The following is a 13,133-nucleotide window of genomic DNA, read 5'->3' on the forward strand; positions in this document are numbered from 1 at the left end:
CCTGTTGATTTGACCGTGTGTCAGAGCTGCACGCCGCGCGTGAGTGCTCCATCGACGACGAAGTTCGTCCCGCTCACAAAGCTCGCCGCCGGACTCGCGATGAATGCCACCGCGTTAGCGATTTCCTGCGGGCGCCCCATTCGCCCAGTCGGATTCAATGCAAGTGCGCTTTCGAATAGCGCCGCATCGTTATGCTCGATCCAGTCCCACACGCCGCCCTCGAAATACACATTCCCGGGCGAAACCGTGTTCGCGCGAATGCCCTTCGACGCGAGCTGGTTCGCGAGCCCCTGCATGTAATGAACGAGCGCGGCCTTGAACACACCATAAGGACCCGCGGCGAAATCGATCTCGCGTCCCGAGACGCTCGATATCGCGACGATCGACGCGGCCCGGCTCGCTTCGAGATACGGCATCGCCGCATCGACGAGATTGACGGTGCCGAGCAGATCGGTTTCGAATTCCTTGCGCCACGATTCAATGTCGTTGCCGATTGCGAGCGCGCTCACATTCGCCACGACGATGTCGAGGCCGCCCCACTCCGAGCCGATACGCTCGACCCACACTTTCAGCGCGGCACCATCCGATACATCGACTGCCGCGCCCGATGCGCGCGCGCCGCTCAGTTCGGCGAGCGCGCTAACGGTCGCCTCGACGGCAGCCTGATCGCGTGCGCAAATGGCGACCTCGGCACCTTCTGCTGCGAGCGTGCGTGCAATGGCGAGCCCTATACCCTTGGTGCCGCCGGTCACGATCGCCTTCAAACCCTTCAGTTGTAGATCCATGTTCGAAACTCCTGTGCAGGTGTTTGCGTGTCCGTTAATCGATCGAGCGACAGCACGCTCACTCTTTATCGCGCCCCTCGTCTGACGTCATGCCGCGAGAAATCTGCAGCACTTCGCCTGCCTGAATGACGGAGTGACAGATGTCGTCGATAGTTATGCGCTTCTCCATCGCCTGCGCGCGCAGCATGTCGTACGCTTCGCGTTCGCTCACGCGATGCATGGTCATCAGAATTTTTTTCGCTTCCTGCAAATGCCGGCTGTCGAGCAGCTTCTGTTCCAACTTGGCGATACGCTGCGCGTGCTGGCGCGAACGCTTTGCGTGATATAGCGCCATCACCACCGTGGACAGCAATCCCGAAGCGCGCACCGGTGTCGTTACGATGCCATCCGCGCCGAGCTTGATCGCCTGATCGATGAAGGTCGGATTCTCGTAGGCCACCACACAGATCACGGGCGGCGCATCCGGTCCCGACCATTCGCCCTTCGGCGCGCGCTCGTCAGGCCGCAATGCACGGAACACGAGGTCGACGCGCTCCGGCAGCGTGTCCACGGGCGGCCAGCATCGCTCGACCTGAAAGCCCATGCGCCGAAGGTGGTTCGTGAGCGTCACCCCGTCGTCGTCGTCGGGATGAAAAACGACCACGCGCGCATTGCGCTCGAGGATCGAACTCGTGAGGCTGCGTTGGCCTCTGTCCGGGCGCGCGCTCACGTCAGTAGTCCCGCGTGCTCAATTTCGTGACCCAGTCCCCGAGCGTCTGACGCGTCATGTAGGGATCCGGGCCGACGGCGAACTTCGATTCGCGCAGGATAGTGAACTGGCCATCGGCATTGACGCGGCCAATGCGCGGATAAAGGGCCATGTGATGATTGACCGGATCGATGCGCACCCGGCCTTGCGGCGCGGTGAACTCCGAGCCGAGCAGATGCGGCATGATGGTGTCGAGTTCATCCGAGCCGGCACGCGCGAACGCTTCCGCGAACATATGCATCTGATAGTAGGCGGCTTCCCAGTTCATGTCGGTTGGCGTGTGCGCGCCGAAGCGCGCCTGATGATGTCGCACGGCGCGATGATTCTCCGGCGTATCGATGCTCTGAAAATAAGGCGCAGCCGTGAAATGCCCTGTCGCGATGCCGCGTTCCATTGCGTGAATCTCGGTCTCGGAGGTGTTGAGGCTGCCGATCGGCATGCTGGCCGGATCGAGGTCCGCGCGCGCATAAGCCTCGTAGAGATAAGGCACCGTCTCTCCGATCACCGTGCAGAAGATCCAGTCCGGCGACTTCCGCCCGATATCCGCGACCACCTGGTCGAACTGGTCGCGCGTGGCATCGAGCGACAGATAGCGCTCGCCGAGGATCGCGCCTTCGGGATGCTGCAGCAGCAATTCCTGCATCGTCCGGTTGCATTCGTACGGATAGACATAGCTCGAACCGACAAAGTACACGCGCGCGCCGAACGTCTCCGTCATGAAGTCGGCGAGTTGCACACCGTTCTGGTTGGGCGACGCGCCGCTGTAGATGATGTTGTCCGAATACTCGAAACCTTCGTACATCTGCGCGTAGATCAGCAGCCGGTTGTGCTTCTCGACGACGGGCAGCATCGCCTTGCGGCTGGTCGACGTATAGCCGCCGAAAATGGTATTGACGCCGTCCTTCACGATAAGCCGCTCCGCCAGTTCCCGAAACGCGGCCGGATCGGAGCCGGGATCGTAGTGAAGCGCGACGAGTTCGCGTCCGCCTATGCCGCCGCGCGCGTTGATCTCCTCGACGGCGAGGCACGCGCCGCGCCATTGAGACTGTTCGAGCAACGCGGTCGAGCCGGTCGTCGAGCTAAGCAGGCCCACACGGATGGGATCGGATAATGCCATTTCTTGACGTGCTCTCGGATGCGCGCGGCGCATAAGCTCCGCGCTTTGGTCGTCTTACTTCGATTCTTCCGGTTGATGCGTTACTTCAGGTAGTGCTTGGCGACCATCGCGCCGACCGTATATTTTGGGTCGACAAAATTACCGAGACGTACCTTGCCGACCTGGCTCAGCATCATGTACGCATCCCACTTGTCAAAGCCATACTCCGCCGCCATCCACAGCACGAGTTCGCGATAGGCGATGCGCGTTGCGTCCTCCAGCGGCCGCGCGCTGCCGATGCTCATCAGCGCATCCTCGTTCTCCAGGCGCGGCCAGTCGATCTGCCACTTCTTGATGAGATCGACGCGCACGGTCGTCGTGCTCTGATACTCGACGGCCGTGCCGCACACTTCGCCGTCGCCCTGACAGGCGTGCGCGTCGCCGATGAATAGCCGCCCGCCCGGAGAGCGCACCGGCAGATACGTGATGCTGCCCGGCCCCATGTCAGGCACGTCCATATTGCCACCGTGATTGTCCGGCGTGAGCGAATTGATCGAATCGATTTCGGGAGAAAGACTCAGCGTGCCGATATGCGGTTTGTACGGCAGCGTATTGCGTTTGCTCCAGTACACGTTCTCTTCGTCGATCTTTATCTTACGTACGATTTCCGGCAACGGCTCGTTGAGCAACGCCGTGTAATCCGTGCCGGTCAGCCCGCCGAAGTTCGGGATCATGCAGCAGAAGCCGTGCGGATCGTCGCCGCGCGGCGCCATCTTCTCGATGTATACCGCGACCACGTCGCCCTTCTCCGCGCCTTCGATCATGATCGGCCCATTCTGCGGATTGAGAAAAGGCACCTGTAGCACCTGCGAGGGCTTGTCGGTCTCTTCCCTGATTTTGCCTTCGAAGGCGTCGCGCGTTTCCACCACCACGCGATCGCCCGGCTTGACGTGCAGAACGGGCTGCGAATAAGGGCCGATCGTGTAGTGATAGGTCTTTTGCATCTCCTCGGTGAGATGATGCTCCACCGGCTCGCGATCGGCGCCGACACCGCGCTTCATCATGATCGATTCTTCAAGCCATTTCATGTTCCGCTCTCCGTCACAGTGCCAGATACTGGCGAATCAATTGTTCGTCGCCGAGTTGTTCGGGGCTCAATGTCTCGACGATACGGCCCTTGTCCATCACACAGCAGCGATTCGCGATACGCTCGACCATGCCCATATCCTGTTCGACCAGCACCACGCCGATACCCGTGTCGTGCGCGATATGCTGCAGCGTGTCGCCGATCAGATCGACGATGGAAGGTTGAATGCCTTCGGACGGCTCGTCGAGCAACAGCACCTTCGGCGCGCTGATCAGGGCGCGGGCAATCGCCAGCTGCTGCTGTTCGCCCCCGCTCATGGTTCCCGCCTTCTGCGTATAGCGTTTCTTCAAAATCGGAAAATAGCCGACGACTTTCTCTTTCATGCCCGCGGCGCGCGCCCGATTCGCCTGCGCGCCGACCTGCAGATTCTCGGCAACGGTCAGCGCGCCGAAGATCTCGCGCCCTTGCGGCACATAGCCCATACCGCTCTGCGCCCGGGCATACGGCTTGTCGTGGCCGATCGCATTGCCTTCGAGTCTGATTTCGCCGGCATCGAGCCTGACAAGACCAATCAGCGCGCGCATCAACGTCGTCTTGCCGACCCCGTTGCGCCCGATGAGGGCCAGCACCTCGCCTCGCCCGACGCCGAACGACACGCCGTTGAGCACACGTCCGCCGCCATATCCCGCTTCAACGTTCGACACCTCCAGCAACGCGCTCATTTCTTCTTCCCCAGATAGACTTCCGCGACGTCGTCGCGCGCGAGGATCTCGTCGAGTGGCCCGTCGGCGAGCAGACTGCCGCCGTGCAGCACCGTGACGCGCGAGGCGATCTGCTTGACAAACGTCATGTCGTGCTCGACCACCATCATCGTGAGGCCATCTGCCGACAGCCGCTTGATGAGTTCGCCGGTTGCATGCGTCTCTTCCACCGACATGCCCGCCACCGGTTCATCAAGAAACAGCAGCTTCGGCCGCAACGACACGGCCATCGCAATTTCGAGCCATTGCTTCTTGCCGTGCGACAGGTTGCGCGCGAGCATGTGCTCTTCGTTCTCCAGCATGAAGCGCCGCAGCAGTTCGTCGAGACTCTCGGGCCGGTCGTCCTTCGCGCGATGCAGCGACAGTTGCAAATGCTGACGCACGCTCAGATCGGGAAACACGCCGGGAATCTGGAACTTGATACTCATGCCCATACGGATGCGCTCGTGTGGAAGCACATGGCTCATGTCCTTGCCGAGAAACATCACGCTGCCTTCGGACGGACGATGCTCGCCCGTGATGAGCTTGAAGAACGTGCTCTTGCCCGCGCCGTTCGGCCCGATCACGCAGCGAATCTCGTTCGCCTCGATACGGAAGTCGATGCCATTGATCACATGCGCGCCGCCAAAATGCTTCTTGAGCCCGCGCGTTTCGAGCAGCGTGGTCATGATTTGCCCTCCTCTCGCTTCAGACATGCGCCGGCGTGGCGCGAAGCGCCGCTCGTGCGGCTCGACAGACGCCGCAGATGCCGCGCGACGAACGGCAGCAGACCTTCTGGCGCGGCCAGCACGACGATCAGCAGAATCGCACCGAGCAGGATCAGCGCGTACTGGCTGCCATATACCGCGAGATTCTGCGAGAGCCACACGAGCAAGGCGGTGCCGATGATCGTTCCTCCAATGCTCTTTCTTCCCGACGTTGCGACCCAGATCACCGGCATCGCGGCAGCGGTGAGGCCCATTGTCGACGGCGTGATGTAGGAACCCCAGATCGTGTACAACGCACCCGACAATCCGCCCAGTGCGCAACCGAGCACGAACACCATCAGTTGATGACGACGGATATCGACGCCGAGCATCTCCGCGCGCTGCGGATTCTCCCGGATAGCGATGAGGGTCAAACCGAAGGTGCCGTCGAGCAGCCTGCGCATGATCGCGTAGACCGCGATCAGCAGAAGCAGCACGAGGTAGTAGAAGCTCACGTTCTCCAGCGTGAGCGGGCCGCCCGGCCACGGAACGGTCAATTGCGGCATGCCGCCCATGCCGTTGTAGCCGTTCAGCCGCGCCTCGCCGATCGCCCATTGCGGCCCTGCCGTCTGCGACATGAAGGTTTCGAGCACGAGCGTCACCGACAACGTGACGATGCCGATGAACACGCCCTTGATGCGCCCATAGAAAATCATGTAGCCGATCAACGCAGCGACGACGATGCTCACCACGATGCCCGCGCCGAGCCCGAGCCACGACTCGAACCACGTGTCGCCATAGTTGAGCGTGAAGATACCGTAGGTGTAGCCCGACAACCCGAAGAACGCGGTCTGCCCGAACGACAGGATGCCGCCGTAGCCCCACATCGCGGCGAGCCCGAGCGCGCTGAACGCCCACAGCAGACAGTAGGCGAGATTGCCGCTGGTGTTCGCATCGACCACGAGCGGCAGACATAGCGCCACGAGCCACGGCACCGTATGCAACGCGCGCGTTGCGGCGCTGGTCGAAGGCCCTTTCATTTGCGTCACGTCTGCCTCCTAGCGCAAGCGGGTGAAGAGATTGCCGAGACCTTGCGGCATCAGCCGGATCACGACGATAACGGTCACCAGCAGACCGATTTGTCCGAACAGCTGCCCGTAGGACGCCGTCAGCGCGGTCTGGATGATCGCGAGCACGCCGGCCGCCGGTGTGGTGCCCGCGATCACGTTGGCACCACCAACCACTACCGACACGAAGGCCTGCACGATGAAATTGCTGCCCATGGTCGGCACCGCCGTCATGGTCGGCGCGTAGAGCGCGCCGGTGAGGCCCGCGAGGCCCGCGCCCAGCGCGAAGGTCAGCGTATAGAGCCGGTCGGTGCGCAGACCGAGGCATTGCGCGATATTCGCGTTCTGGATCGTGGCGCGCGCGCAGACGCCGTAATTGGTTTTGAAGAACAGCAGGTAGAGGCCGAACAGGATGGCGAGCGCGATACCGGGCAGCACGGCACGATACGTCGAGAACGAATACTCGCCGAGCGAAAACGAGCCGAACGGCGTGCCGATCCCTTCGATCGACGGACCTGCGACCAGCAGCATGGTCTGCTGCACGATCAGGCTGATTGCCCACGTTGCCACGACGGAGTCGAACAGACGGTCATAGAGATGGCGAATCACCAGCCGTTCGATGATGACGCCCGCGAGCGCCGCCGCAAGCGCGCCGGACAGCATCGCGAGCGGCAGCGGCGCACCGTGCTTCGCCGTGATGATGGTCACGTACGCGCCGCACATGATGAACTCGCCGTGCGCGAGATTGATGACCCCCATCATGCCGAAAATTACCGCGAGTCCGAGCGCCGCGAGCACCAGATAGGCGAAGTTGTCGCCGAACTGATAGATGAGCGAATAGAGAACCGACAAAGTGGCCATACGTGCTCCACGTTCAGGAGGCCGGTGCGCGCGAGCATGCTGCTTTTCCCGCGCGCCGGCTTCGGATCAGGACTTCTTGGGCAGGTTCGACGGCGTGTATTGACGATGATCCGGCCGGTTCGGCAGATCGCAGCCGACCTTGCCGAGCCAGTAGGGCTGCACGTCTTCCCAGACCTTCGGAATCTCGACCGAGTGGTCCTCCTTCACGTGCACAAGATAAATCGTGTGACTCGCGTGATGGCTCTTCGGATCGATGCAGACCTTGCCTTGCGCGCCGGTCGTGCAGATGTCGCCGCTTTCGAGCGCTTTGCGTACCGCGTCCTGATTCGTCGACTTCGCCTTTTCGACCGCGGCCTTGTAGAGGTAGAGGGCGTCGTAGGCGTTTGCTGCTTCCTGGTTGATGTACGGCTCATTCGGAAACTTCGCGTGAAAGCGCTTCTTGAAGTCGTTGCTGGCGGGCGAATCGACCTCTTCGACGTAGTTCGCCGTCACGTACATGTCCTTCAGCGCAGGCGGTTTGAAGCGCTTGTGCTCATAGGCCTGACCGACGTTCACCGAACTCGCCATCGGCAGATTCAGATGCGCCGACGCCTGCTGCTCGTAGTACGAAGACTGATTCGCGCCGACCAGCAGTGTGACCACGAAGTCGGGCTTCGCCTTCTGGATGTTCTGAATGGTCTGGCCGAACTGCGATACCGACAGAGGAATGAACTCCTCGCCGACCATCGTGCCGCCGTTTTCCTTGACGATGTTGCGTACCCACTCCGCCGAAATCTGCCCGAAGTTGTAGTCGGCCGCGATGGTGTATACCTTCTTGCCGTACTTCTGCATCATCCACGGAATGAGCGTCGAAAATTGTTGCTCGGGCACCGCGCCGGTAACGAAGGTGTTCGAATCGCAGACGCCGCCTTCGTACTGATTGTCGTACCAGTAGAGCTGATGCGCGCGGTCCATGATCGGGCGGATCGCCTCGCGCGATGCGCTGGAGAACGCGCCGAAAATTACATCCGGCTTGTCGGTCTGCACGAGCCGTCGGGCCAATTCCTGAAACTTGGTGTTGTCCGACTGTGTGTCGTAAGCGATCAGCTTCACCGGGCGGCCGAGAATGCCGCCCTTCGCGTTGATCTCGTCGACGGCGAGTTCCGTGGCGTGAATCTTGGGAATCGTGGCCAGTGCGAAATTCCCCGAGGCGTCTTCGAGCAAGCCGATCTTTACGGGATCAGCGGCGCTCGAAGCGAGCGAAGTCAGTGCGAGTCCTGCGGTAAGGGCGAGACGCATCCAGCCCGACAGCTTCAGCAACATGCGGGTTCTCCAGAGATGGGCGCCAGACGTGAGCGCTGGAACAAGGAAAAAAACGGGCACAAAAAAAGCCCCCTGACGAACGGCGAGTTCGTCAGGGGGCTTCTGTGCCGGGTCCTCGGGCGGACATCTTTGTCGGGCCTCGAGGGAGTGACCTGAGTCTAAAACGCCATATTTTTATTTGTCAACTGCGGACAAAAATTTTGAGGGGCCTTGCGAGAGGGGGCTGGGCGGGGGCAAGTCGATACCGGGTTCTCCGATTGGTGAAGCGTGGTGGAGTTAGCGGCGTTGTCCGACTGACCGACATTAAATGATGCTGTTACGGATGGCGCCGCCTGCTTTCTTCCTCAACTATTCGCTGACAGCGGTTGCAAACGTCTGCAGCCGGCGTCGACGAATGGGCACTTTCGACACTGAAGGGACGCCTGGATACGCGGCCGGGTGTCCGTTTGCGAGAGAACCTGGTCAAGACCGGGAATCATGGTTGCGGCTATCATCGCGATATGAACGGCAACCGTATAGCGGATCGCCTGCACGGTATTGGCGTAAATAGGGTCCCAGAGGGTTCGCAGACACGATCGGCGCGAAGTCTTCTGGCAAAAAGGGTACGTTGCACGCAATTTCGGCGCCGCACAGCTGTGGACCAATCAATTGCTCCCACAACTTCGTCGATAAGGTGACGTGCAACCGTATCGACGTCGAAATCGTGAATTCCAGAATCGAGAAAAATGCAAAGCGACATCAAGCCTCGCCCCCGCACACTCAGTCAGATCCCCAAAGGTATCTGGTTGCTCGGCTTCGTCAGCATGTTCATGGACATCTCGTCGGAGATGATCCACGCCCTTCTTCCGATGTTCCTGGTGACGAGTCTAGGGGCAAGCGCCGTGATGGTCGGCCTCATTGAAGGTGTCGCTGAAGCGACCTCGCCCATCGTGAAAATCTTTTCCGGCGCGCTAAGCGACTACCTTGGCAACCGGAAATGGCTCGCTGTCATTGGTTACGGCATGGGCGCGCTGAGTAAGCCGCTATTTGCACTAGCACCGACGGCGGGAATTGTCCTGACAGCGCGAGTGGCAGACCGAATCGGCAAAGGCGTGCGAGGCGCGCCGCGCGATGCGCTCGTGGCCGATATCACTCCCCCGCACCTGCGCGGCGCTGCGTATGGCCTTCGCCAGTCGCTGGACACTGTCGGCGCGTTTTTGGGTCCGTTGCTGGCCGCCGGCTTGATGGTGCTTTGGGCAAACGACTTCCGCATGGTGTTCTGGGTGGCGGTCATCCCCGGCATAGTCGCAGTCGGATTGCTTGTGATTGGCGTTAGGGAACCTACGCATCGGTCAAGCGCGACGCGCGTCAATCCGTTGAAACTCGAAAACCTGAAGAAGCTGAGCGGGTCGTACTGGTGGGTGGTATTTGTCGGCGCGGTTTTCGCGATTGCTCGGTTTAGCGAAGCATTTCTCGTCCTGCGCGCGATGCAAGGGGGTATACCCGTGGCGCTAGTACCACTCGTCATGGTAGTTATGAACCTGGTGTATTCAGCGTCAGCTTACCCCTTTGGCAAGCTAGCCGACTCCATGAGCCACACCCGACTACTGGCCATTGGTCTCGTCGTACTGATTCTGTCGGATGTCGTGCTTGCGCACGGAAGTCACTGGCCAGTCGTGCTAACCGGCGTCGCTCTGTGGGGCTTGCATCTGGGCCTCACGCAAGGTTTGCTGGCGACCATGGTTGCGAAAGCTGCGCCGCCCGATCTGAAAGGGACAGCGTTTGGTTTCTTCAATCTCACTGGTGGATTGGCGACTCTTGTGGCAAGCCTCGTGGCCGGTGAGCTCTGGGACAGGTTGGGAGCAAGCGCAACATTTTATGCGGGAGCGGGATTCTGTATCGCGACGCTGATTGCGCTCTTTGTCATGACGCATTCTCCTTGGGATGAAACATGAACTGACACTGGACAAAAAATGTTCAGTCCGGTGCGGACAAACGCCCCATCCGTACCAGGTACCCACTTTCAGAATGGCGCCAGGTGAACGCGCAGGCGTTGACCTGCGTCAAGTAGCTGAATTCCCGGTGAAATAGCCTGAATCAGCTATCCATCGCTGCGACGTTGCGCGATCGACGATCTGACTACCGAATACCCGGAGGTGGATGATGATCAAGCTGGTTTCAGGGCGGGCAAGCATCCTGGGCGCACTACTGATATTTTCGTCTACCACTGCAGTGATAGCCAAAGAGCTGGCGACGATTGAAACACATAGCCAGCGATATGGCTCCCACATCGCCATTTCGGCTTACGACGATCCTCTCGTGAAAGGCGTGACATGCTATGTGTCAGAGTCGCATTCCGATGGCGCGCTGGGAAGTGGACGGATCAGTCATGGGGCTGATCTGACGGCATCCTGCCATCAGACAGGCAACATCCGGGTTGCCGAAGCTGTTCCCAGGCAAGCGCAGGTATTCACGACCGAAACAGACCCAAGTTTCGACTCGCTCCATATCATCCGCGTGCTGGACACCGAGCGGCACTCACTTGTCTACTTCACCTACTCTGAAAGCGAGGTTGCAGGGGATCTGCCGGGCCGCATCTACGTGATCAGGTTGCCGCCAGGCCCCCGGATGCCCACCAGATAGATAAGCTATCGCGCCTTCTATCCCCTGTCTCGCGGCCACGACTGCCGTAATGACGCCAGCGTCCCCTGGCTACAATTTCAATGGAATTGAGCGGTTACGAGGATCAACATGGAGATCAACTCGCGAGAGTTTCGTGTCCCGGAAGGTGGAAGGGTCAAGCTCGAAAAATGGCCGACAAAAGTGGATCCCGTGTACAAGTCACGAGATCACTATCAGCAATTGCTCGGTGAGCATGTCGGCCGCCTGAGTGCTTTACAGCAGTTGCTTTATGCGAGCAATCGGTATGCGATTTTGCTGATCTTCCAGGCGATGGACGCGGCCGGTAAGGACGGCGCCATCAAGCATGTCATGTCTGGCGTGAACCCGCAGGGTTGTCAGGTATTCAGCTTCAAACATCCCAGCCCCACTGAGTTGCAGCATGACTTTCTGTGGCGCACCACCCGCGATCTGCCAGAGCGCGGTCGAATCGGCATCTTCAACCGGTCGTACTACGAGGAAGTGTTGATCGCACGCGTCCATCCCGAGATTCTCCATAACGAGGGCCTTCCAGATGCACTGCTTGATGAGAAGACCGTGTGGCATGACCGCTATCGTTCAATCCAGGATCTGGAGTTGCACCTCTGCGGAAATGGCACGCGAATCGTCAAGTTTTACCTTCACATCTCCAAGGAAGAGCAGCGCAAACGCTTTCTGCAGCGTATAGACGACCCTGAGAAAAACTGGAAATTCAGTGTTGCGGATGTCGAGGAGCGGAAGTACTGGAAACAGTATATGAAGGCCTATGAGGAATGCTTCAATGCAACGAGTACCCAGCGGGCTCCCTGGTACATCGTGCCAGCTGACGACAAGGAGAACGCGAGGCTGATCGTGTCGAGAATCGTACTTGAGACGCTTGAGGAACTCGAAATGACCTATCCAAAGGCGAACGCCGAACGTAGAAAGGAATTGCAGTCAATTCGCGCGGAGCTTGAAAAATAAGGAATGGGAAATGAGCGAAGTCGAGACTTGAAATCGACGCTCCACGTCGCTCGCCGCTATATCGCCGTGTCGCCTCGATGCGTCGAAGTCATGGTCACGGGGACGCCCAGGCGCCGCGGATCGACATGGGTCATCACGTTGAGCACGCGGTGGCGCGCCATCACGCAAGCACGCGCTGCGACAGCGATGTCGTGCCCCTGCTCGACCGACAAATCGGCATCGATCTCCAGATGCACATCAACGAGGATCATGTCCCCCATCTTGCGCGTGCGCAGATCATGTACGCCGAGTATGCCCGGCGTCGCGCGCAGCGTTTCGGTTATGGCCTGCACCTCCGCGGCATCGGCCGCCCTGTCCATCAGGTCGTGCAATGCATCCCAGCCAAAGGACCCGCCCATCTTCACCACCATGCCGCCGACGATCAGCGCGGCGACCGGATCCATCAACGGATAGCCGGCAAGGTTGCCCACAATGCCCAGTGCGACAACGAGAGAAGAAGCCGCGTCCGAGCGCGCATGCCATGCATTGGCGACCAGCATGCTCGATTTCACGCGCGTCGCAGCCGCAAGCATGTAGCGAAACAGGCCTTCCTTCGCGACGAGAGCGGCAAGTGCGACCCAGAGCGCCGCGAGCTGCACGGACTGGATCGTCTCGGGATGTTCGAGTTTCAGGACCGCGGACCAGAGCATCCCACCGCCGACCAGCAGCAGAATCAATGCGAGCGCAAGCGATGCGCCAGTCTCGAAACGTTGATGACCGTATGGATGGTTCGCGTCGACTGGCTTCCTGCTGTGGTGACTGGCAAGCAACACGACGAAATCAGCGATCAGATCCGACAGCGAATGAATTCCGTCGGCGATCAATCCCTGCGAGCGGGACAGGATGCCCGTGATCACCTGCCCGATGCTCAGGGCGAGATTCACCGCGACGCTGACCCACGTGCTGCGAGACGCCGCCGCGGCGCTGGCGGAGGCATCTACGGTCTCGTCTTCCGGAAAAATCGGGGATGTGTCCTGTTTCATTTCATGCCTGCCGCAGTGGGATGTCGGGTGAGATGAACGCCCACCTTGTTTGACCGCCAGAGTTTTGGCGGTTGTTTTTTGGAGCTCGACTGCGATGTCCGGCTGGCCGCGTCCACAA

13 protein-coding genes are annotated in these 13,133 nt (G+C 60.1%); 3 read left to right on the forward strand and 10 right to left on the reverse strand.

Going from position 1 to position 13,133, the window contains the following annotated elements; translation table 11 throughout:
- Positions 1-20: 20 nt before the first annotated feature.
- The 9 genes from P0D68_RS18630 to P0D68_RS18670 all read right to left on the reverse strand — a co-directional run bounded on the left by P0D68_RS18630 (position 21) and on the right by P0D68_RS18670 (position 8,393).
- The gene (locus P0D68_RS18630; protein WP_408187734.1) at positions 21-785 is read right to left on the reverse strand and encodes an SDR family NAD(P)-dependent oxidoreductase; all 765 of its coding nucleotides are present in this window, start codon (positions 783-785) and stop codon (positions 21-23) included.
- A gap of 58 nt (positions 786-843) precedes the next feature.
- Complete coding sequence (locus tag P0D68_RS18635; protein WP_091801231.1) at positions 844-1,494, reverse strand: ANTAR domain-containing response regulator; 651 nt, start codon at positions 1,492-1,494, stop codon at positions 844-846.
- Between the two features lies 1 nt (position 1,495).
- Positions 1,496-2,650 (reverse strand): transporter substrate-binding domain-containing protein, encoded by a 1,155-nt coding sequence (locus P0D68_RS18640; RefSeq protein WP_408298810.1) that lies wholly within the window; start codon positions 2,648-2,650, stop codon positions 1,496-1,498.
- Positions 2,651-2,730: 80 nt separating this feature from the next.
- Positions 2,731-3,717 carry an acetamidase/formamidase family protein gene (locus P0D68_RS18645; RefSeq protein WP_007176236.1) on the reverse strand — a complete coding sequence of 329 codons (987 nt, stop codon included), beginning with the start codon at positions 3,715-3,717 and terminating at the stop codon, positions 2,731-2,733.
- A 13-nt stretch (positions 3,718-3,730) separates the two neighbouring features.
- Positions 3,731-4,438: an ABC transporter ATP-binding protein gene (locus tag P0D68_RS18650; protein ID WP_091801237.1), complete on the reverse strand. Its 708-nt coding sequence runs from the start codon at positions 4,436-4,438 to the stop codon at positions 3,731-3,733.
- Complete coding sequence (locus P0D68_RS18655) at positions 4,435-5,145, reverse strand: ATP-binding cassette domain-containing protein (protein ID WP_408187736.1); 711 nt, start codon at positions 5,143-5,145, stop codon at positions 4,435-4,437. Before P0D68_RS18655 ends, P0D68_RS18650 begins: the two co-directional genes overlap by 4 nt.
- Positions 5,142-6,203, reverse strand: coding sequence for an ABC transporter permease subunit (locus tag P0D68_RS18660; RefSeq protein ID WP_408187743.1), 1,062 nt, complete (start codon positions 6,201-6,203; stop codon positions 5,142-5,144). The genes P0D68_RS18655 and P0D68_RS18660 overlap by 4 nt, the downstream gene beginning before the upstream one ends.
- An 18-nt stretch (positions 6,204-6,221) precedes the next feature.
- Complete coding sequence (locus P0D68_RS18665) at positions 6,222-7,091, reverse strand: ABC transporter permease subunit (protein ID WP_408187737.1); 870 nt, start codon at positions 7,089-7,091, stop codon at positions 6,222-6,224.
- A gap of 66 nt (positions 7,092-7,157) precedes the next feature.
- Entirely contained in the window at positions 7,158-8,393 is a 1,236-nt protein-coding gene (locus P0D68_RS18670; RefSeq protein ID WP_091801246.1) for an urea ABC transporter substrate-binding protein, read from the reverse strand.
- Between the two features lie 725 nt (positions 8,394-9,118).
- Between P0D68_RS18670 and P0D68_RS18675 the strand changes: the two genes are divergently transcribed.
- The 3 genes from P0D68_RS18675 (at position 9,119) to P0D68_RS18685 (ending at position 11,993) form a co-directional block, all read left to right on the forward strand.
- Positions 9,119-10,327, forward strand: coding sequence for an MFS transporter (locus P0D68_RS18675; protein WP_408298813.1), 1,209 nt, complete (start codon positions 9,119-9,121; stop codon positions 10,325-10,327).
- A gap of 208 nt (positions 10,328-10,535) precedes the next feature.
- Positions 10,536-11,015 (forward strand): CreA family protein, encoded by a 480-nt coding sequence (locus P0D68_RS18680; protein ID WP_408299008.1) that lies wholly within the window; start codon positions 10,536-10,538, stop codon positions 11,013-11,015.
- A gap of 108 nt (positions 11,016-11,123) precedes the next feature.
- Complete coding sequence (locus P0D68_RS18685; protein WP_408298815.1) at positions 11,124-11,993, forward strand: ADP-polyphosphate phosphotransferase; 870 nt, start codon at positions 11,124-11,126, stop codon at positions 11,991-11,993.
- Positions 11,994-12,049: 56 nt separating this feature from the next.
- Here P0D68_RS18685 and P0D68_RS18690 read toward each other — a convergent pair whose 3' ends face one another.
- Complete coding sequence (locus P0D68_RS18690; RefSeq protein WP_408299010.1) at positions 12,050-13,015, reverse strand: cation diffusion facilitator family transporter; 966 nt, start codon at positions 13,013-13,015, stop codon at positions 12,050-12,052.
- Between the last annotated feature and the right edge of the window lie 118 nt (positions 13,016-13,133).

Source organism: Paraburkholderia sp. RL17-380-BIE-A (assembly GCF_046028085.1).
Taxonomy (GTDB): domain Bacteria; phylum Pseudomonadota; class Gammaproteobacteria; order Burkholderiales; family Burkholderiaceae; genus Paraburkholderia.

Bases quoted from the DNA above. Each gene is read 5' to 3' on its own strand.
- P0D68_RS18650 (WP_091801237.1), bottom strand. From the start codon at position 4,438: ATGAGCGCGTTGCTGGAGGTGTCGAACGTTGAAGCGGGATATGGCGGC.
- P0D68_RS18690 (WP_408299010.1), bottom strand. From the start codon at position 13,015: ATGAAACAGGACACATCCCCGATTTTTCCGGAAGACGAGACCGTAGAT.
- P0D68_RS18665 (WP_408187737.1), bottom strand. From the start codon at position 7,091: ATGGCCACTTTGTCGGTTCTCTATTCGCTCATCTATCAGTTCGGCGAC.
- P0D68_RS18630 (WP_408187734.1), bottom strand. From the start codon at position 785: ATGGATCTACAACTGAAGGGTTTGAAGGCGATCGTGACCGGCGGCACC.
- P0D68_RS18685 (WP_408298815.1), top strand. From the start codon at position 11,124: ATGGAGATCAACTCGCGAGAGTTTCGTGTCCCGGAAGGTGGAAGGGTC.
- P0D68_RS18645 (WP_007176236.1), bottom strand. From the start codon at position 3,717: ATGAAATGGCTTGAAGAATCGATCATGATGAAGCGCGGTGTCGGCGCC.
- P0D68_RS18660 (WP_408187743.1), bottom strand. From the start codon at position 6,203: ATGAAAGGGCCTTCGACCAGCGCCGCAACGCGCGCGTTGCATACGGTG.
- P0D68_RS18655 (WP_408187736.1), bottom strand. From the start codon at position 5,145: ATGACCACGCTGCTCGAAACGCGCGGGCTCAAGAAGCATTTTGGCGGC.
- P0D68_RS18680 (WP_408299008.1), top strand. From the start codon at position 10,536: ATGATCAAGCTGGTTTCAGGGCGGGCAAGCATCCTGGGCGCACTACTG.
- P0D68_RS18640 (WP_408298810.1), bottom strand. From the start codon at position 2,650: ATGGCATTATCCGATCCCATCCGTGTGGGCCTGCTTAGCTCGACGACC.
- P0D68_RS18670 (WP_091801246.1), bottom strand. From the start codon at position 8,393: ATGTTGCTGAAGCTGTCGGGCTGGATGCGTCTCGCCCTTACCGCAGGA.
- P0D68_RS18675 (WP_408298813.1), top strand. From the start codon at position 9,119: ATGCAAAGCGACATCAAGCCTCGCCCCCGCACACTCAGTCAGATCCCC.